Below are 19,221 nucleotides of genomic sequence, written 5' to 3' on the forward strand. Positions count from 1 at the left end.
GCCCGTATGCCGCCCTCCCCCGTCGGCCGTCACCCACCGTCCCGGGGTCGCCGGGGAGCAGATCGGACCTGCTCCGGAGCCGTGTCAGGTGACGGTCCAGCTCCAGCCGGGTTGCCAGTCGAAGGGCGCTGCGACCGCCTCGGCGAGGGGCGTGCCGTCGAGCAGGTGCTGCAGGGCCCAGCGGTTTGCCGAGTGGGCGACGAGCAGCACCCGGGCGCCGTCGAACTCCGCGCTGATCTCGCCGAGCAGCTCACGGGTCTGGTCGACGACCTGCAGGTAGCTCTGGCCGCCGGGGAAGGGCACGTCGAGGTGGTCGAGCCGCACCTGCTCGAGGTCGGTGACGCGGCACCCGTTGAGGTCGCCGTAGTCGCACTCACGCAACCGGGCGTCCTGTCGGACCGGCACGTCAGAGCCGGCGAAGGCGATGGCCACCGTCTCGACAGCGCGGGCGAGGTCGGAGACGATCACGGCGGCATACCCCTCCGGTCGTCGACGCTCGCCGAGCAGCGCGGCCTGGCGGCGGCCCGCTGGCGACAGCCGACCGGGCAGCCACCCGGTGGCGACGCCCTGCTCGTTGTCCTCGGTCGTCGCGTGGGTCTCGTAGGTCAGGTGGACGGCCACGCGGTCAGCCGTTGCGACCGCTCGCCAGCCGCACCCCGCAGAGCTGCCGCGACTGTGCGACAAGGGCGCCCGTGCTGTCCCAGATGCTCGCGTCCTCCTCCATCATGCCGCCGCCGACGTTCTCGCTCGACAGCGAGACCCGCAGCCAGCCCGGGGCGGGTCGGCGGCGGATGTGGCCGGTGAACTCGAGTGTCGGCGTCCAGCCGAGGATGCCGAGGTCGAAGGCCACCGGCGGCAGGGCGTCGAGCGCCATCATGAGCAGCGTCGTGTCCGGCTCACGGTCCTTCACGCGCAGCCAGCCCCGGATCGCGCCCTGCATCGACGGCTTGCCGAGCGCCCAACCGGCCGTCGCCGGGTCGAGGCGCAGGTCGAGCCGCTCGAGGAAGCGCATGTTGGCGAGGAACTCGGGCGGCGCCTGTTCGGCCGACACGCACTGCTCCGGGGGTGGCAGGTCGGGGGGCGTCGACTGCTTGAGGGTGTCGACGTGCTCGAGGTTGCCGAAGGAGGCGATGGCCCGCATCCGCTCGACCGGCGCGCCGCCGGGCCCCACCTGGCTCAGCGAGATCTGCCCGGTCGAGAGCATCCGGCCGCAGCGCATGATGTCCGTCGTCACGGTGAAGGGGCCCGGTGCCGCGGCGGTCATGAAGTAGGCCGACATGACGACCGGGTCGCTGTGCGGGGTCTGCTCGGCGGGGTCGGTCGCCAGGTGCTGACCGAGCGCGCTGAGACCGGTGGCCATGACGAAACCACCGTTGACGGCGTTGCCGATCATCCAGTCCTCGGAGAAGGTGCCCGTCCTGCGGGCTGGGTCGTCGCCGGTCTCGAGCCGGATCGCGTCGTCGTACTCAGTCACGGACTAGGTCTAACAGACGCGCACCCCCGCGGGCGCGTCGGCAGTCGGGTGTCGGTGGGGTCTGCGACGGTTGCCGCATGGACATGACCGCGCTGCTCATCGGCCTCCTCCTCGGGGGCTTCCTCGGTGCGGTCATCGCCGGCCTCTGGGCCCGCTCGGGCCTGCTCGCGCGCTCCGCCGCCGCCGAGGCCGAGCGCGACGTGCTGCGCGAGCGCATCGGCGACCTCGAGACCGCCCGTGCCGACGACGCGGAGGCAGCGGCCCTGCTGGTCCCGTTGCGCGACACCATCGGCCGCGTCGAGCGCCAGGTCGGCTCGCTCGAGCGCGACCGCGTGCAGCAGTTCGGCCAGCTCGGCGAGCGCCTCACCGAGGTCAGCCGGTCGACGGAGTCGCTGCGCTCGGAGACGGCCACCCTCGCCACGGCGCTCAACGCCTCGACGGTGCGCGGCGCCTGGGGAGAGGTGCAGCTGCGGCGCGTGCTCGAGCTCTCCGGCCTGCTCGCCCGGTGCGACTTCGACGAGCAGGTCACGCGGGTCAGCCGCCACGGCGCGACGGTGCGGCCCGATGCGGTCATCAACCTGCCCGGCGGCCGCAACGTCGTCGTCGACAGCAAGGCTCCGATGTCGCACTTCCTGCAGGCCCACGGCGACACCGTGTCGGAGCTCGAGCGCGCCGAGCTGCTCGCCGCGCACGCCACCGCCCTGCGCCGGCACGTCGAGAGCCTCGCCGGCAAGGCCTACTGGACCGCCTTCACCCGCTCCCCCGAGGTCGTCATCTGCTTCGTGCCCGGCGAGGCCATCCTCGCCACCGCCCTGGCCGACGACCCCGGCCTCTACGAGCACGCGCTCTCGCGCAAGGTCGTGCTCGCCTCCCCCGGCACCCTGTATGCCGTCCTGCGCACCGTCGGCGCCATCTGGCAGCAGGACGCCCTCGAGCAGAACGCCCGCGAGCTGCTGGGGATCGGGCAGGAGCTGCACACGCGCCTGACGACCCTCGGCGGGCACGTCACGGCGATGGGCCAGTCGCTGGCCCGTTCGGTGGAGCAGTACAACCGCTTCGTCGGCACGCTCGAGTCGCGCGTGCTCGTCACCACCCGCCGCATGCACGAGCTGCACCTGACGAGCGAGCGCCCGCCCGCGCTGGCGCCCCTCGAGGTCGCTCCCAGGTCGATGAGCGCTCCGGAGCTCACAGAGGGTGGCGAGGTGGCTGACTCGTCCGGCCTGCTCGACGGCAGGGCTCCGCGCCTCTCCGGTAACGCCGAGGTCGACGCGGCGTTCGGGGCGGAGGCTCGGGATGCCCGCGACACGGCATACCTCGATCGTGAACGGGCGGGGAGCGGCCGAGGCGAGCGTCACGACGACTCGGCCACCGCCTGACGGTCAGCCCGTCTTGGGCAAGAGGGTCGTGACCACAGCCGAGGCGAGGGGCGCGAGGATGAAGACAGCGGCCTGCAGCTGGGACCCGATGGTGAGATTGGCCTCGGTGAGGGCGTCGACCCGCTTGCGCCCACCGAGCCACACCTCGAGCTCGGGCGACGTCGGCGAGGGCATCGCGTCGAGGGGGAAGGACGCCTCGCGGATCTCGGCGCAGAGCCGCTGCAGCGACAGGTGCGCCGGCACGTAGACGATGACGAGCAGTGCCGTGAAGAACGCCCCGTAGAGCAGGACGCTCACCGCAGGGAAGTCCGCCGCCGAGACGTAGGTGGGCACTGTCGCGAGCCGCAGCGAGCCTGACGCCAGCACGGCGAGGCCGATGACGGCCCCCGCCGACCCGAGGAAGCGTCGGACCCGGTGACGTGAGACCAGCGCGAGCCTGACGGCGTCCGTGTCGTCGACCGTCGGCACGGCGCGGCGGACGATGTCCTGCACGCAACCGATCCCGAAGAGGGCCGGGAGTCCGACACCGACGGCTGCCATCGCCGTCAGCACCCACACCTTCGGGCTGTGGCCGACGAGCGGCCACCCGAAGTCCGCGGCAGGCGACAGCACGGCGAGGAGCACCAGAGCCAGTCCCACGACACCGGGGATCGCCCACACCGTGCGCCTGACCCGGTCGTGCTGCACGATGTCGACGACCTCCGACCAGAGCGGGAGGGCGACCACTGCCCACACGGCCACCTGCACCGCGATCACGGCGGCCCACACGAGGAAGCCGCTCGTCGCGATGAACTGGCTGCTCCGCGGGTCCGACCGGGCCCCCAGGAGGAGCAGTCCGACTCCCAGGGCTCCCCCGCCGAGCGCAAGCAGGATGATGACGAGAGGATTCCACCGCTCGAGCCGACGGTCCCATGCCTCGATCAGCGCCGGCTGTCGTGGCTGTGGTGGGTGCGGCGTGGACGATCGTCGAGGGCCCACGGATCACCTCCGGAGATCGAGCGATGGCCCGGACGGACCGCATCCCAGCGTGGCACAGGGGTGGACACCCGGGCAGGCGCAACGGACAATACGCCGCGTGGAAACGGGTAGAGCATGACCGGAGTGGGGGCTCCGGGTCCAGAGGGTCAGCACGTTCCGCCACCGAGCGCCGGCGGGCGACGCATCGGTCCCTACGAGCAGAGCCTCATAGACTCGCGGGAGCGCGTCGCTGCCGCCGCCCGTGAACGAGCCCGTCGCCAGCGCCGCACCCGCGTGCTCGTCGCCGTCCTCGTCGCCGTCCTCGTCGCAGGAGCCGGGTTCGCCGCGTGGCGCATCGTCGGGCAGCGCGACGTGGCCACGACGGTGCCCGAGGCGGCCGCCCAGCCGACGTCGTGCGCCGACCCCACTGTCGTGCGCCTGGCCGTTGCGCCTGCCGTGGCACCCGTCGTCGCCGCCGCCGCCGAGGCCCTCAGCCAGCACCCGGACGGCCCCTGTGCCGCCTACGACATCGAGCCAGCGCAGGCGTATGCCGTCGCCGGCTCGCTCATCGGGTCGGCCGCCCCGGACGGCTGGGTCACCGACTCGTCCGGACTGCTGGAGCGCGCCGAGCAGACCTCCGGCACCACGCTGACGGCCACCGAGCCCTTCGCCTCCACGGCCCTCGTCGTCGCCATGCCCACCGAGGCGGCCGAGGCGATGGGTGACGACCTCGGCTGGGCGCGCCTGCTCGCGGGCCCCACGCCCGTGCGGGTGCCCGACCCGAACCGCACGACCATCGGGCGGCTGGCTCTCGGTGCCGCTGCCGCGACACTCGACGACGCCAGGCTGCGCGCGGCGGTGGCCGGCAGTGCCCGGGTCGGCACCGCCACCGTGGCGCTCGACGGGGTGGCCGCCGCACAGCCCGCCGTCGGCGCCGTTGTCACCGAGGCGGAGGTGACGGCCTGGAACGCCGCCCACCCCGACGAGGCACTCGCCGCCGTCGCGCCGACCGAGGGGGCTGCCGCGGTCGAGTTCTCCTTGCTGCCGGTCTCCACCGACGCGGGGACTCGCTCCCTCGTGATGCAGCTCGGTGACTACCTCAAGAGTGACGAGGCGCGAAAGCTGCTGCAGGACAGCGGATTCCGTATGCCATCTGGTGGCGACGCGAAGCCACCGACTCTCCTGGTCGGCACCGTCAGGGTCGCAGAGGCGCCCGGCCCAGCCGCCATCGCCAGGGCCACGACCGCGTGGAACGCTAGCGCCCCACGGTCACAGACCCTGCTGGCGCTCGACGTCTCCGGCTCGATGCTGGAGCGCACCGAGGAGGGCACCAAGCTCGCCGTGGTGCAGCGCGCGACCATGCGCGCCCTGGGCGCAGCGGCGCCGCAGACCCGGGCATCGCTCTGGGCCTACTCCCAGCACATCGGCACCAAGGGCGACGACGAGAAGCAGCTCGTCGGCTACGGCTCGCTGGGCGACGCGGCCCACCTCGCCGCCGTCGAGAAGGCGCTCTCCGGACTGACCAAGACCGTCGGCGGGGGCAGCGGCCTCTACGACACCGTCGCCGCCGCCTACGACCGCGGCAAGGCCGCCTTTGCCGGCGGGCACACCAACTCCGTCGTCATCGTGGCCGACGGTCCCAACGAGGACGACTACGGCCTGACGCTCGACCTGCTCCGGCAACGCCTTGCGGGCGCCAAGGACCCGGCCCGACCGGTGCGGGTCGTCCTCATCGGCCTCGGGCCGGCCGTCGACGTGCAGGCGATGAAGGACATCGCGGCCACGGCCGGCGGCTCCTACCTCGCCGCACCGACCGTCGACGACCTCGAGCCGGTGCTGCTCCGAGCGCTGGGCGGCTGAGTCTGGGGTCCGGTCGACCCGACGACGTGCCGGACGGCATACCGGCGCTCCTGCGGCCCGTCAGTGAAGGGAGCCGGACTCCTCGAACGCGGCGTCGTGCCGCAGGGTGCCGGAGTCCTCGCCCTTGCGGGCCTTGAGGTCACGGCGCAGCTCGTTGGGCAGCGAGAAGAGCAGCGACTCCTCCGCCGCGATGACGGCCTCGACCTCGCCGTAGCCGCGCTCGGCCAGCCAGGCGAGCACGTCGCGCACGAGCACCTCGGGGACGCTGGCGCCGGAGGTGACCCCGACGGTCGACACCCCCTCGAGCCACGCCTCGTCGATCTCGTCGGCGAAGTCGACGAGGTGCCCGTCACGGGCCCCGTGCTCGATGGCTACCTCGACGAGGCGCACCGAGTTGGACGAGTTGCGCGAGCCGACCACGATCATGAGGTCGGTGTCCTTGGCCATCTGCTTGACGGCGAGCTGGCGGTTCTGCGTGGCGTAGCAGATGTCGTCGGAGGGCGGGCTCTGCAGCGCCGGGAACTTCTCCTTGAGCCGGCCCACCGTCTCCATCGTCTCGTCGACCGACAGGGTGGTCTGCGAGAGCCAGACCACCTTCTCCGGGTCGCGCACGGTGATGTTGTCGACATCGTCGGGCCCGTCGACGAGCGTGATGTGCTCGGGGGCCTCACCCGCGGTGCCGACGACCTCCTCGTGGCCCTCGTGGCCGATGAGCAGGATGTCGAAGTCGTCGTCCGCGAAGCGCACGGCCTCGCGGTGCACCTTGGTCACGAGCGGGCAGGTCGCGTCGATGGTCTTGAGGCTGCGTGCCTTGGCCTCGTCGTGGACGACGGGGGCGACGCCGTGGGCCGAGAAGATGACGGTGGCGCCCTCCGGCACCTCGTCGGTCTCGTCGACGAAGATCGCGCCCCGCTTCTCGAGCGTGTTGACGACGTGCTTGTTGTGCACGATCTGCTTGCGCACGTAGACGGGCGGACCGTAGAGCTCGAGAGCCTTCTCGACGGTGACCACGGCACGGTCGACGCCCGCGCAGTAGCCGCGGGGGGCTGCGAGCAGGACCTTCTTCTCCGGCTGGTCCGTCGTCGCTTCGGCGTTCGCTGCGGTCAGGTCGGTGGCGTCGGTCATGCGCCCATGCTACGTGTCGAGCGGCTGGACGCCCGACCCCGAGCCAGCGCCTAGTGTTGCGCCCGTGAGCATGACGAGCCCCCTGCCCGACAAGGCGGCCGACACCACGGCTGAGCAGCCGTGGCCCGTGCGCGTGCTCAGCCTCAAGATCAGTGACTACGTCGACCGGATGAGCCAGCTGTGGGTCGAGGGCCAGGTCGTGCAGTTCAACCCGCGCGGCGGCACGGCCTTCCTCACGCTGCGTGACCCCGACGTCGACATGTCGCTGTCGGTCTCGGTGCCGATGAACGCCGTCAACGCGATGCCGATCCCCCTCGCCCAGGGCGCCCGGGTCGTGCTTCAGGCCAAGCCGACCTTCTGGACCAAGCGCGGCACCCTGCAGCTCGAGGCCCGCCAGATCAAGCCGGTCGGCATCGGCGACCTGCTCGCGCGGGTCGAGATCCTCAAGCGCACCCTGGCGGCCGAGGGCGTCTTCGACGCCGACCGCAAGCGCCCGATCCCGTTCCTGCCCAAGCGGGTCGGGCTCGTCACAGGTCGCAGCTCCGCGGCCGAGAAGGACGTCGTCGAGAACGCCCGCCGGCGGTGGCCCGCCGTGCGCTTCGAGATCCGCGAGGTCGCGGTGCAGGGCACGAGCGCGGTCACCGAAGTGATCGAAGCGCTGCGCGAGCTCGACGCGCACCCCGAGGTCGAGGTCATCGTCATCGCCCGCGGCGGCGGCGCCCTCGAGGAGCTGCTCCCCTTCTCCAACGAGGCGATGGTGCGGGCGGTCGCGGCGGCGCGCACCCCGGTCATCAGTGCCATCGGACACGACGTCGACCAGCCGCTCCTCGACCTCGTCGCCGACTGGAGGGCCTCGACGCCGACCGACGCGGGCAAGAAGGTCGTGCCCGACGCCCAGCGCGAGTTCGCTCTCGTCGTCGGGGGCCGCGACCGCCTCCGACGGGCTGCGGTGCGACGCCTCGAGACGGAGCGGTCCGGTCTGCGGGCTCTCGTGAGCCGTCCCGTCATGGCAGACCCCGTCGCCCTCGTGCGGGTGCGCCGTCAGGAGCTCGCCACCCTGCGCTCGCGCGCCGCGATGCGGCTCGAGACCCGGCTGCACCGCGCCAGTGACGAGGCCGAGCACCTCCGTCGTCAGGTCGTCGCGCTCTCCCCTCAGTCCACCCTCGAGCGGGGGTATGCCGTCGTGCAGCATCGCGACGGCCGCATCGTCATGGACCGCGACGACGTGGGGGTCGGCGAACTGCTGCGGGTGCGCGTCGCCCGCGGCGACTTTGGCGTGCGACCCGTGAGCGACGGGATCGCGGCGTCGACCGACGACACGCCAGACGCGCCCGCGCCCGCGGCTGCCCGAACCAGCAGCCGCGCGGCGCGCACGACCAAGGCCTCCCCGCGCAAGACGACGAAGAAGTCGTCGTAGGGTGGCCGCCATGCCCGACCCCGCTGCCTCGACCGAGCCGTCGACGAGAGACACCGGCGCTCCCGCTAGCGCCGAGGTCGCCTTTCCCGACATCGCCGCGCTGCGCTACGCGGACGCCCGCGAGGAACTCGTCTCGATCGTCTCCCGGCTCGAAACCGGCCAGGCACCGCTCGAGGACTCGATGCAGCTGTGGCGACGGGGCGAGGCCCTGGCGGCGCACTGCAGCCGGTGGCTCGAAGACGCCCAGTCCGAGATCGAGCAGGCCACGCGACCGGCGCCGTCGGCCGCCCCGCTGCATGCCGACGACGAGATCTTCGACGACGAGTCCTGACCGGCCCGGCCAACACCTGGCCGATCAACTGGCAGATCAACTCGGATGGAGTGCTGTCCACACGACACCAGAGACCGGTTGATCCACGAGTTGATCGCGCCCACCCCCGGGACAGAGATCAACTGGCAGATCAACTCGGGTGGAGCGCTGTCCACACGACACCAGAGTCCGGTTGATCCACGAGTTGATCGCGCCAAGCCCCGCGACAGGCTTCAACTGGCAGATCAACTCGGGTGAAGTGCTCCCCTGACGACACCCACTGCAGACTGATCCGCAATCAGATCGGCCGAACGATCAGTCTGCACATCAGTCCGCGATCACTGCTGTCCTGACGACACCAAGGGCAGACTGATCCGCAGTCAGATCGGCCTGGACCCGTTCCCAGATCAGCCTGCAGATCAGTCGGCAGTCACTGTTGCCCTGACGACCGTGAATGCAGACTGATCCGCAGCCAGATGAGCCGAACGATCAGTCTGCAGATCAGTCTGCAGGTGGTGTCGTGGCCCGGTGGTGGGTCGGCAGGCGGCGGGTTCAGCCGGCGGGGGTGACGGGCTTGAGGGCGGCGACGAAGGCCGCGAGCTCGTCCTCGCTCGCGTTGGTCGTGGCCACGAGCGTGATGCCGCCCGAGGCGGCAGGTCGCACGACGTAGCTGACCTGCGAGGTGCGCCCACCGGCATACCTCTCGACGGTTCGGGCGCCGATGCTCACGGTGCCGGCCGCGGGGTTGTCGGTCACCGACGTCGACAGCCAGGTGTCGGTGGGAGCCGCGGCCTGCTTGAAGGCGAGGTCCCCGCCGGCAGGCGTCTTCCAGACGGTGGTGAAGGTGGGCACCTTGTCGGTGCCAGGGGCATAGGTGGCCGTCGTCGGCACCCAGCCGGAGCCGAGACCCGTCGGCATCTCGATCGGCCAGCTCGTCTGCGTGGCGACCGAGGCCGCCTTGCCCGCAGCGTCGACCGCGGGGCGCTCGACCTCGCTCATGCGCGGCACGATCGCGACGAGCACCAGGAGGAAGAAGCCGACGACGAGCAAGGAGCGCAGCATGTTGGACATCGAGCCCATCGAGTAGCGGCTCTTCGGGGCTGCAGGAGGCGCAGCGGGCGCGGCGGCCGGCTGGGGCGTCGCCGCAGAGCCCTGCGACTCTGTCGACTCGATCGACTCCGCCGCCAGCGCCGGGCCGTCCGGCGACCCCACCGCCGGCTGCACCGACGGGTCCGCTGGGCTGCCCGGTGACGTCATGGCCCCATCGTCCCCCGGCGCCGGACGCACGTCCAAACCGACTGTCGACCCCCGCTAGGCTGTCGCCCACTCGCGACAGTGCAACGGAGCCGACGGAGGACTCGATGAAGCACAGCCAGCCCGACCGCAACCTCGCCCTGGAGCTGGTGCGGGTCACCGAGGCGGCCGCGATGGCCGGAGGCCGTTGGGTGGGGCGCGGCGAGAAGAACAAGGCCGACGGCGCCGCGGTCGAGGCGATGCGGGCGATGATCTCCACCGTCAGCATGAACGGCATCGTCGTCATCGGCGAGGGCGAGAAGGACAACGCCCCCATGCTCTACAACGGCGAGCACGTCGGCGACGGCACCGGCCCCGAGGTCGACGTCGCGGTCGACCCCATCGACGGCACCACGCTCACGGCCAAGGGGATGAACAACGCCGTCGCCGTCATGGCCGTCGCCAACCGCGGCGCGATGTACGACCCCTCCGCCGTCTTCTACATGGACAAGATCGCCACCGGCCCCGATGCAGCCGACGTGGTCGACATCCGCCTGCCCGTCGCCGAGAACATCCGGCGAATCGCCAAGGCCAAGAAGGAGACTCCCGCCGACGTGACGGTCGTCATGCTCGACCGGCCGCGTCACGACGACCTCGCCGAGCAGATCCGCAACACCGGGGCGCGCATCCGCTACATCGTCGACGGTGACGTCGCCGGCGCGGTCATGGCGGCCCGCCCGGGCACCGGCGTCGACCTGCTGCTCGGCATCGGCGGCACCCCCGAGGGCATCATCGCCGCATGCGCCATCAAGTGCACCGGCGGCGTGATCCAGGGCAGGCTCTGGCCCAAGGACGACGACGAGCGCCAGCGGGCGATCGATGCAGGCCACGACCTCGACCGCGTGCTCTCGACCGACGACCTCGTCGTCGGCGACTGCTTCTTCGTCGCCACGGGCATCACCGACGGTGAGCTGCTGCGCGGCGTGCGCTACGGCGCGAAGTCGGCCCGCACCAACTCGCTCGTCATGCGCTCGCGCAGCGGCACGATCCGCACCATCGACAGTGAGCACCGCTTCGACCGCCCCGGGTGGTTCGGCAGCACCGACATGATCGAGCCCTGAGGAGACGGTCGTGAGCAGCACCACACCCCCGCGCACCCTCGTCATCGGTGAGGCGCTCGTCGACGCCGTGACCGACGCCTCGGGCGCCGTCGTCGAGCACGTCGGCGGCAGCCCCGCCAACGTCGCCTTCGGCCTCGCGGCCCTCGACCACCCGGTCGACCTCGCCACCTGGATCGCGACCGACGAGCGGGGCTCCCGCATCGAGGCCGTATGCCGTGAGCGCGGGGTCGCCCTCACGCCCGGTTCCCAGTCGGCCGAGTTCACCTCGGTCGCCCACGCGACGCTCGACGCCACCGGCGCGGCGACCTATGTCTTCGACCTCGACTGGCAGCTGCCCACGATCCCCGACCTCACGGCATACGGCCATGTGCACACGGGGAGCATCGCCGCGGTGATCGAGCCCGGCGGCGCCGACGTGCGGGCCGCCCTGGCTGCCGCTCGCGCGACGGGAGCCACCGTCTCCTACGACCCCAACGCCCGACCCAGCCTGATGGGCGCCCCGGCCGACGCGCGTCGCCTCATCGAGGAGGCCATCGCGTCCGCCGACGTCGTCAAGCTGAGCGACGAGGACGTCGACTGGCTCTGCCCCGGCGAGCAGCTCGACGACGTCATCGCCGCCTGGGGCGCGCTCGGGCCCGCCCTGCTCGTCGTCACCCGCGGAGGAGCCGGTGCGGTCGTGCGCGCCACGGCCACGGGCGAGGTGCAGGCGCTGCCCGCGCCCCGGGTCGAGGTCATCGACACGGTCGGCGCCGGCGACTCCTTCATGGCGGGGCTCGTGTCGGGGCTGCTCGACGCGGGCCTGCTCGGTGGCCCGGAGGCGCGCGAGCGGCTGCAGGCGGCGTCGATCGCCGAGGTCGTCCCCGCCGTGCAGCGGGCCCTGCGCACCGGCGCCCTCACGGTCGAGCGGGCGGGGGCCCATGCCCCCCAGCGAGCCGACCTGGCAGAGCCCGCCTGACGCGCCCGGCGCACCTCGAGAACCGCCACATGAGGGGACGATGCCTCACACCTGAGGAGGGTGACGCGACACAATTCGGGCATTCGACAGAACGGTCAGGGGTCAGGCACCATTCTGCGCGGCCCGCCGGGTACCTTCCACCGGTGGATCATCCTGACGCCCCGGGCTGCCGGGGTGTCCACATGTGAGGAACCCCGTTGACCAGCCCCACCCCTCCACAGCGCCCGGTCGGCCCCTACGAAACAAGCCTCTACAACAGTCGTGCCGCACGAAAGGCACTCGAGCAGAAGCTCGCCGCGAGGCGGCGCCGCCGCGTCATCGCCTCGATCGCGGGCATCGTGCTGCTCGTCGGCGCCGGAGTCGGAGGCTCCCTCTGGTGGACCGGACGCGTCAGCGCGGACCCCCTGTCGGCGCTGCCCTCGGTGACCGGCAAGGCCTGCCCCCAGCGCACCCCGGTGACGTTGTGGGTGTCGGAGGCCGCACAACCGGCGACGCTCGCGCTCGCCAAGCAGTACCAGGCCGACCCCGCCTCGCCCTGCGTCGACTACCTCGTCAAGGGCAAGTCGCCCATCGAGGCCATGATCGGCCTCGGGCAGGGGCAGCCCAACCGGCCGGACGGCTGGATCCCCGACTCGCCGCGCTGGGTCGAGCGGGTCAACCAGACGGCCAAGATCAACGCCAAGATCGCCCAGCCCTTCGCCAAGAGCCCGCTCGTCATCGCGATGGACCCCGCCGCCGCGGAGGCCCTCGGCAGCCAGCCGCAGTGGCTCGACCTCGTCGCCTCGAGCGACCCCATCCGGCTCAGCGACCCCCGCACGACCACGGCCGGCATGCTCGCCCTCGCCTCCGCGATGCCGCAGATGAGCGCCGAGCAGGGCCGCACCGTGATCCCGACGCTGGCCCGTGGCGCCTCGTCGTCCATCGACGACCTCTTCGCGACCTACAACGCCAGCCCCGACAAGGCCCAGGCCTTCCCGGTGGCGGAGGCCGACCTCATCGACCACAACCGTCTCTACCCCGACCACAAGATGGTGTCGGTGACCCCCGCCGAGGGCACGCCCGCCTTCGAGTTCTCGCTCGTCAACGTCGCCACCGACCCGGTGCGCGACCAGGCCGTCGAGCTGCTGCGCGCCTACCTGCAGACCCCCAAGGCGGCGAGCATCTTCTCGCAGTTCGGCATCCGCTCCACGTCGGTGCCGGTCACGATGCCGACCCCGCAGGGCAGCATCGGCGAGGTCACGATCGGCCCGCAGCCCGACGCGCCGACCGTCGCCCGGGCCACCGACACCTGGCAGTCGGCCACGACCGACTTCTCGCTCCTCGCCGTCTTCGACGTGTCGGGCTCGATGAAGGAGAAGGTCGGCGGCACGACCCGGGTGGCGATCACGCAGGAGGCAGCCGGCATCGCCCTCTCGGCCCTGCCCAAGACGACGAAGCTCGGGCTCTGGTTCTTCTCCATCGGCATCGGCGCCGGCGGCGCCGACTACAAGGAGGTGGCCCCCATCGGCCGCCTCGACGACGAGGGGCACCGCGCGCGGGTCGCGGCGGGTGCCGCCAGCCTGAGCAAGAGCATCGGTGGCGGCACCGGTCTCTACGACACGATCTGGGCGGCCTACCAGACGGCGAAGAAGAGCTACGACCCCGACCGGGTCAACGCCGTCGTCGTGCTGACCGACGGGCGCAACGACGACCCGGGCGGCCTCTCCCTCGACGAGCTCAAGGCCAAGCTGCGCGCCGCGAGCGACCCGACGAAGCCGATCGCCATCACGACGATCGGCATCGGGCCCGACGTCGACCCGAAGGCGCTCACGTCGATCTCGACGATGACCTACTCCGACTTCTACTCCGCGCCGAGCCCGGCCGACATGACGACGGTCCTGGCGCGGGCTCTCTTCGACCACGAGTGCAAGGACGGCCGCTGCGTCTGAAGCAGATCCGGGGGGCCTGCGCCTCCCGCATCTCGCGCGGGCCGGGAAGCCTGTCGACGTCCGAGTCGTGCCCGGATGACGCCCGATCCTGCCCGAAGGTCACGTGGTGGTCACTGTCGCGTGTCTGTCACTGGACCGACCCCCGGCGACGCGGTAGGAATGAGGTTGTTCACGTGACCGTGGTCACGTTGATCGGTGGGGATCGACGCACAACTCAACGACGAGGAGCGACCATGAGTGGAATTCCCAGACGTGCACTGAGGGCCGGCGGGGTGGTCGCCGCCGCGGCCTTGGTGCTCACGGGCTGCCTCCAGAACCCCAACGCCGGCGGCGGCGAGGGTGGCGCTGGCGGGGGCGCGTCCGTCGTCGACGGCGGTTCCGCCGACGGAGACAAGAAGGTGACCATCCTCGGTGCCTTCGGTGGTGACGAGGAGAAGAACTTCGTCGCGTCACTCGCCGAGTTCGAGCAGTCCAGCGGCATCGACGTGCAGTACACCGCTGACACGGACTTCACCACGACCGTGAAGCAGAAGGTCAACTCGGGCGACTCGCCCGACATCGGCCTCTTCCCGCAGCCGGGCGGCCTCATCGAGTTCGCGGCCCAGAACAAGATCGCGCCCATCGACAGCTACCTCGACTACGACAAGCTCCAGGGCACGCTGCTCCCCGGCTTCCTCGACGCCAGCCGCTACAAGGGCCGCGTCTACGGCGCGCCCATGCGCAACGCCGTCAAGAGCGTCGTCTGGTATCCCAAGGCTGCCTACGACGAGGCCGGTCTGCCCAAGGACCCGGCCACGATCCAGGAGCTGCGGACCAACGTCGCCGACAAGATCGCCGCCAGCGGCATCACCCCCTGGTGCATCGGTTGGGAGTCCGACCAGGCGACCGGCTGGGTCGGCACCGACTGGGTCGAGGAGCTCATGCTGCGCATGCACGGCCCGTCCGTCTACGACGACTGGACCTCCCACCGCATCCCCTTCAACGACGAGCGCGTCGTCGCGGCCTTCGACGAGGCTGCCAAGTTCAACAAGGACCCCGCAATGGTGCTCGGCGGGCCCCGCGGCGTGCTCAACACCGCCTTCGGTGACGCGATGACCCCGGCCTTCTCCAACCCGCCGAAGTGCATGCTGCACCGCCAGGGCAACTTCGCCACGACGTTCTACCCGAAGAACGTCCAGGCCGACCTCGACAACCAGGTCGGCATCTACGTCTTCCCGAAGTTCGAGGGCGGCTACGACGGCGCCTCGATCCTCGGCGGCGGCGACCTCGCAGGCCTCTTCAACGGCAACGACGAGGACGCCAAGAAGGTCATGGAGTTCATCACGTCCGACCAGTTCGGTGCCCCGTGGGCCAAGGCCGGCGGGTGGCTCTCGCCGCACAAGACGTTCGACGTGAGCAACTACCCCAACGAGACGACGCGCAAGATCGCCGACATCGCCAACAAGGCCAGCGTCCTCCGGTTCGACGGGTCCGACCTGATGCCCAAGTCCATCGGCTCGGACGTCTTCTGGAAGGAAATGGTCAAGTGGGCGAACGGCCAGTCGTCGCAGCAGACGGCTGACAACATCGAAGCCGCTTGGCCGAAGTCATGACCACCGGCACGAGCGCGGCAGCGCCGCCGCAAAAGATGCGGGTCGACGATCCCGGTGCCTCGCTGCGGGCCAACCCGGCCAAGATCGCCATCGGCATCGTGGGCATGGTCGGCATCGTCTGGGGGCTGGCCAATCTCTTCCTGGCCTTCGGCTACTACCCGCAGTGGTTCGGCAACAAGTTCATCATCGGCGTCCTTGCGATCGTCGTCGGAGTCGGCGGAGCAGCCCTGCTCTTCTACTTCCTCAACATGTTCGTCGAGGGTCTCCCACGACGTCTGTCCGAGGGGGCGATCCCCTACGCGTTCGTCCTGCCCGGGCTGTTCTTCGTCGCGCTGATGCTCATCTACCCGACGTTCCAGTCGATCAACTACTCGTTCGCCAACTCCGACAGCACCGCCTACGTGGGGCTGCAGAACTACCAGACGATCTTCGCCGACCCGGAGTTCTGGAAGTCGATCGTCAACAACGTCCTGTGGCTGCTCATCGTCCCGGCCATCGTCGTGGCGTTCGGAGTCATCGTCGCGGTGCTCGCCGACAAGCTGTCGGCGACCGGAGAGAAGGCCGCCAAGAGCCTGATCTTCCTGCCGATGGCGATCTCGTTCGTCGGCGCCTCGGCGATCTGGGGCCTCGTCTACGCCTTCAACAACCCCGGCCAGGCGCAGACGGGCCTGCTCAACGCCATCTGGGTCGGGCTCGGCGGCGAGCCGCAGACCTGGCTGCAGATCGAGACGGCCAAGCTCAACTCGATCCTGCTCATGGTCATCCTGATCTGGCTGCAGGTCGGCTTCTCGATGGTGCTGCTCAGCTCGGCCATCAAGGGCGTCCCCGAGGACACCATCGAGGCCGCCCGCATCGACGGGGCCAGCGAGCTGCAGATCTTCTTCAAGGTGATCATCCCCCAGATCCGCGGCACGATCATCACGGTCTTCGTGACGGTCTTCATCACGGTGCTCAAGGTCTTCGACATCGTCTACGTGACGACCAACGGCGCCTACGGCACCAACGTCATCGCCAACCTCTTCTTCAACAAGCTCTTCGCGGCGAGCGAGGCGGGGCAGGCAACAGCCATCGTCGTCGTCCTGCTCATCGCGGTCATCCCGCTCATCTGGTTCCAGATCAAGCACTTCAAGGACGAGGAGGCCTCGCGATGAGCCGGTCGCTGATGAAGGACGGGCGGCCCCGCAGCCCGTTCTCGATGGCCACGATGGGCATACTCGCCCTGCTGTGGACGATCCCGACGATCGGGCTGCTCGTCACCTCGTTCCGCACCCGGGACGACGCCGCGACCTCCGGATGGTGGACGGCGTTCTTCAACCCGTTCCAGGCCGAGTGGACGACGAGCAACTACACCGGTGCCTGGACCGGAGCCGACCTCAGCTCCGGATTCATCAACAGCATCGTCGTCGCCATCCCGGCGACGGTGATCCCGATCATGTTCGCGGCGTTCGCCGCCTACGCGTTCACCTTCATGGACTTCCCGTTCAAGGAGCTCTTCTTCCTGCTCATCATCGCCGTCATGGTGGTCCCCATCCAGGTGGCCTTCCAGCCGATGCTCAACGTGCTCGGCCCGCGAGGCCTCGGCATCTCGGGCCAGTACATCGCGGTCTGGCTGCTCCACACGGGCTTCGGCATGCCCCTGTGCATCTACACGCTGCGCAACTACATGAGCACGCTGCCGCGCAGCATCGTCGAGTCGGCCAAGATCGACGGATGCAGCCACTTCCAGACCTTCTGGCGTCTCGTCTTCCCGATGTCCATCCCGGCCATCGCGGCGTTCGCGACGCTGCAGTTCCTCTGGGTCTGGAACGACCTGCTCATCGCCAAGCTCTTCCTGAGGAGCGAGAACACCACGGTGATCGTCAAGCTCCAGCAGCTGCTCGGCACGCAGGGGCAGGGCACGGAGCTGCTGACCGCGGGAGCCTTCATCTCGATGATCGTCCCGATGATCGTGTTCTTCTCGCTGCAGCGCTTCATGGTGCGTGGCATGACCTCGGGCGCGGTCAAGGGCTGACACCCAAGACCGTCCTCGCGCGGACCTGACACCGTCCCCTCCCAGCCGTTCACTAGGCTGGGAGGGGATTGTCGTATGCCGCAGGGCTCGGCGGCACACGGCCCTGCACCACGAGCCCACCCCGGATCGCAAGGAGCGTGTCGTGGCCGACTTCGCCTACGAGGACCTGCTGCCCATCGGCGCCGACGAGACGCCCTACCGCCTGCTGACGACCGAGGGCGTGCGCGCCATCCCCGGTCCCGACGGACGCACCTTCCTCGAGGTCGACCCGGAGGCGCTGCGCCTGCTCACCGACACGGCCATGCATGACATCGCGCACTACCTGCGCCCCGGTCACCTCCAGCAGCTGCGCAACATCCTCGAGGACCCCGAGGCGAGCAACAACGACAAGTTCGTCGCGCTCGACCTGCTCAAGAACGCCAACATCGCCGCCGGCGGTGTGCTGCCGATGTGCCAGGACACCGGCACGGCGATCGTCATGGGCAAGCGCGGCCAGCACGTGCTGACGCCGGGCACCGACGAGCGGGCGATCAGCGAGGGCGTCTACGACGCCTACACCCGGCTCAACCTGCGCTACTCCCAGATGGCGCCGATCACGACGTGGGAGGAGAAGAACACCGGCTCCAACCTGCCGGCCCAGGTCGAGATCTACGCCGACACCGCCGCCGGTCACGAGGCTCAGTACAAGTTCCTCTTCATGGCTAAGGGTGGCGGCTCGGCCAACAAGAGCTACCTCTACCAGGAGACCAAGGCGATCCTCAACGAGGATGCGATGATGCGCTTCCTCGACGAGAAGCTCCGCTCGCTCGGCACGGCGGCCTGCCCGCCCTATCACCTCGCCATCGTCATCGGCGGCACGAGCGCCGAGTTCGCCCTCAAGACAGCGAAGTACGCGTCGGCGAAGTATCTCGACACGCTGCCCAAGTCGGGCGACCCGGTCACGGCCCACGGTTTCAGGGACACCGAGCTCGAGGAGAAGGTGCTCGAGCTGACCCGCCAGTTCGGCATCGGCGCCCAGTTCGGCGGCAAGTACTTCTGCCATGACGTCCGGGTCGTGCGGCTCCCCCGTCACGGCGCGAGTCTGCCTGTCGCCATTGCGGTTTCGTGCTCAGCCGACCGGCAGGCGCTCGGCAAGATCACCGCCGAGGGCGTCTTCATCGAGCAGCTCGAGACCGACCCCGCCCGCTTCCTGCCCGACGCGGGCGCCGTCGACCTCGGCGACCACGAGGACGACGCCGTCGGTGTCAGCTCGATCAGCAAGAACGTCGTCGTCAAGGTCGACCTCAACCAGCCGATGGACGACATCCTCGCCGAGCTCTCGAAACACCCTGTGAAGACACGACTCTCGCTGACCGGCCCGCTCGTGGTGGCCCGCGACATCGCACACGCCAGGATCAAGGAACGACTCGACGCCGGCGACGAGATGCCGCAGTACCTCAAGGACCATCCGGTCTACTACGCCGGGCCGGCCAAGACCCCGGCCGGTATGCCGTCCGGCTCGTTCGGCCCGACCACGGCCGGCCGCATGGACTCCTATGTCGACCAGTTCCAGGCGGCGGGTGGCTCCAAGGTGATGCTGGCGAAGGGCAACCGCAGCAAGCAGGTCACGGAGGCGTGCCACCAGCACGGCGGCTTCTACCTCGGCTCGATCGGCGGCCCCGCCGCCCGACTCGCACAGGACTGCATCAAGCACGTCGAGGTGCTGGAATACGAGGAGCTCGGCATGGAGGCGGTGTGGAAGATCGAGGTCGAGGACTTCCCGGCCTTCATCGTCGTCGACGACAAGGGCAATGACTTCTTCGCCGAGGTCAGCAAGCCGATGGCTTTCACCATCGAGAAGCGACCGGGCCTGGCATGAGCGC

At 70.2% G+C, this 19,221-nt stretch carries 16 protein-coding genes; 11 read left to right on the forward strand and 5 right to left on the reverse strand.

Features of this window, described 5'->3' with window-relative positions:
- Positions 1–84: 84 nt before the first annotated feature.
- Together LG278_RS16105 and LG278_RS16110 are read right to left on the reverse strand one after the other, a co-directional pair.
- Complete coding sequence (locus LG278_RS16105) at positions 85–621, reverse strand: histidine phosphatase family protein (RefSeq protein ID WP_404388422.1); 537 nt, start codon at positions 619–621, stop codon at positions 85–87.
- A gap of 4 nt (positions 622–625) precedes the next feature.
- The gene (locus LG278_RS16110; protein ID WP_404388424.1) at positions 626–1,474 is read right to left on the reverse strand and encodes a thioesterase family protein; all 849 of its coding nucleotides are present in this window, start codon (positions 1,472–1,474) and stop codon (positions 626–628) included.
- 77 nt (positions 1,475–1,551) lie between these two features.
- Between LG278_RS16110 and LG278_RS16115 the strand changes: the two genes are divergently transcribed.
- Positions 1,552–2,850 carry a DNA recombination protein RmuC gene (locus LG278_RS16115; RefSeq protein WP_404388426.1) on the forward strand — a complete coding sequence of 433 codons (1,299 nt, stop codon included), beginning with the start codon at positions 1,552–1,554 and terminating at the stop codon, positions 2,848–2,850.
- A 3-nt stretch (positions 2,851–2,853) separates the two neighbouring features.
- On the opposite strand, the gene LG278_RS16120 is transcribed toward LG278_RS16115, so the two are convergent.
- A complete protein-coding gene (locus tag LG278_RS16120) occupies positions 2,854–3,828 on the reverse strand; it encodes a hypothetical protein (RefSeq protein ID WP_404388428.1) in 975 nt (324 codons plus the stop codon).
- Between the two features lie 114 nt (positions 3,829–3,942).
- Between LG278_RS16120 and LG278_RS16125 the strand changes: the two genes are divergently transcribed.
- Positions 3,943–5,667 carry a substrate-binding domain-containing protein gene (locus LG278_RS16125; RefSeq protein ID WP_404388430.1) on the forward strand — a complete coding sequence of 575 codons (1,725 nt, stop codon included), beginning with the start codon at positions 3,943–3,945 and terminating at the stop codon, positions 5,665–5,667.
- Between the two features lie 60 nt (positions 5,668–5,727).
- Here LG278_RS16125 and LG278_RS16130 read toward each other — a convergent pair whose 3' ends face one another.
- Positions 5,728–6,792, reverse strand: a complete 1,065-nt coding sequence (locus LG278_RS16130) for a 4-hydroxy-3-methylbut-2-enyl diphosphate reductase (RefSeq protein WP_404388432.1) — start codon at positions 6,790–6,792, stop codon at positions 5,728–5,730.
- Positions 6,793–6,862: 70 nt separating this feature from the next.
- On the opposite strand from LG278_RS16130, the gene xseA reads away from it, so the two are divergent.
- Both xseA and LG278_RS16140 read left to right on the forward strand, forming a co-directional pair.
- Positions 6,863–8,209 carry an exodeoxyribonuclease VII large subunit gene (gene xseA, locus LG278_RS16135; RefSeq protein ID WP_404393690.1) on the forward strand — a complete coding sequence of 449 codons (1,347 nt, stop codon included), beginning with the start codon at positions 6,863–6,865 and terminating at the stop codon, positions 8,207–8,209.
- 10 nt (positions 8,210–8,219) lie between these two features.
- Entirely contained in the window at positions 8,220–8,540 is a 321-nt protein-coding gene (locus LG278_RS16140; protein ID WP_404388434.1) for an exodeoxyribonuclease VII small subunit, read from the forward strand.
- Positions 8,541–9,071: 531 nt separating this feature from the next.
- On the opposite strand, the gene LG278_RS16145 is transcribed toward LG278_RS16140, so the two are convergent.
- Positions 9,072–9,776 (reverse strand): DUF4245 domain-containing protein, encoded by a 705-nt coding sequence (locus LG278_RS16145; protein ID WP_404388435.1) that lies wholly within the window; start codon positions 9,774–9,776, stop codon positions 9,072–9,074.
- A 104-nt stretch (positions 9,777–9,880) separates the two neighbouring features.
- Here LG278_RS16145 and glpX point away from each other — a divergent pair, with 104 nt between their 5' ends.
- The 7 genes from glpX (at position 9,881) to LG278_RS16180 (ending at position 19,217) form a co-directional block, all read left to right on the forward strand.
- The gene (gene glpX / locus LG278_RS16150; protein ID WP_404388437.1) at positions 9,881–10,873 is read left to right on the forward strand and encodes a class II fructose-bisphosphatase; all 993 of its coding nucleotides are present in this window, start codon (positions 9,881–9,883) and stop codon (positions 10,871–10,873) included.
- A 10-nt stretch (positions 10,874–10,883) separates the two neighbouring features.
- A complete protein-coding gene (locus LG278_RS16155; protein WP_404388438.1) occupies positions 10,884–11,828 on the forward strand; it encodes a PfkB family carbohydrate kinase in 945 nt (314 codons plus the stop codon).
- 197 nt (positions 11,829–12,025) lie between these two features.
- The gene (locus LG278_RS16160; protein ID WP_404388440.1) at positions 12,026–13,756 is read left to right on the forward strand and encodes a substrate-binding domain-containing protein; all 1,731 of its coding nucleotides are present in this window, start codon (positions 12,026–12,028) and stop codon (positions 13,754–13,756) included.
- Between the two features lie 233 nt (positions 13,757–13,989).
- Positions 13,990–15,348, forward strand: coding sequence for an ABC transporter substrate-binding protein (locus LG278_RS16165; protein ID WP_404388442.1), 1,359 nt, complete (start codon positions 13,990–13,992; stop codon positions 15,346–15,348).
- Entirely contained in the window at positions 15,345–16,499 is a 1,155-nt protein-coding gene (locus tag LG278_RS16170) for a carbohydrate ABC transporter permease (RefSeq protein ID WP_404388444.1), read from the forward strand. The genes LG278_RS16165 and LG278_RS16170 overlap by 4 nt, the downstream gene beginning before the upstream one ends.
- Positions 16,496–17,359, forward strand: coding sequence for a carbohydrate ABC transporter permease (locus LG278_RS16175; protein ID WP_404388446.1), 864 nt, complete (start codon positions 16,496–16,498; stop codon positions 17,357–17,359). The genes LG278_RS16170 and LG278_RS16175 overlap by 4 nt, the downstream gene beginning before the upstream one ends.
- Before the next feature lie 142 nt (positions 17,360–17,501).
- Positions 17,502–19,217 carry a fumarate hydratase gene (locus LG278_RS16180; protein ID WP_404388447.1) on the forward strand — a complete coding sequence of 572 codons (1,716 nt, stop codon included), beginning with the start codon at positions 17,502–17,504 and terminating at the stop codon, positions 19,215–19,217.
- Positions 19,218–19,221: the final 4 nt, after the last annotated feature.

The sequence above is a fragment of the Humibacillus xanthopallidus genome (assembly GCF_044793955.1).
Classification (GTDB): domain Bacteria; phylum Actinomycetota; class Actinomycetes; order Actinomycetales; family Dermatophilaceae; genus Humibacillus; species Humibacillus xanthopallidus_C.

Excerpts from the sequence above, each read along its gene's own strand:
- LG278_RS16175 (WP_404388446.1), top strand. The coding sequence starts at position 16,496 with ATGAGCCGGTCGCTGATGAAGGACGGGCGGCCCCGCAGCCCGTTCTCG.
- LG278_RS16130 (WP_404388432.1), bottom strand. The coding sequence starts at position 6,792 with ATGACCGACGCCACCGACCTGACCGCAGCGAACGCCGAAGCGACGACG.
- LG278_RS16140 (WP_404388434.1), top strand. The coding sequence starts at position 8,220 with ATGCCCGACCCCGCTGCCTCGACCGAGCCGTCGACGAGAGACACCGGC.
- LG278_RS16115 (WP_404388426.1), top strand. The coding sequence starts at position 1,552 with ATGGACATGACCGCGCTGCTCATCGGCCTCCTCCTCGGGGGCTTCCTC.
- LG278_RS16125 (WP_404388430.1), top strand. The coding sequence starts at position 3,943 with ATGACCGGAGTGGGGGCTCCGGGTCCAGAGGGTCAGCACGTTCCGCCA.
- LG278_RS16165 (WP_404388442.1), top strand. The coding sequence starts at position 13,990 with ATGAGTGGAATTCCCAGACGTGCACTGAGGGCCGGCGGGGTGGTCGCC.
- LG278_RS16170 (WP_404388444.1), top strand. The coding sequence starts at position 15,345 with ATGACCACCGGCACGAGCGCGGCAGCGCCGCCGCAAAAGATGCGGGTC.
- xseA (WP_404393690.1), top strand. The coding sequence starts at position 6,863 with ATGACGAGCCCCCTGCCCGACAAGGCGGCCGACACCACGGCTGAGCAG.
- glpX (WP_404388437.1), top strand. The coding sequence starts at position 9,881 with ATGAAGCACAGCCAGCCCGACCGCAACCTCGCCCTGGAGCTGGTGCGG.
- LG278_RS16145 (WP_404388435.1), bottom strand. The coding sequence starts at position 9,776 with ATGACGTCACCGGGCAGCCCAGCGGACCCGTCGGTGCAGCCGGCGGTG.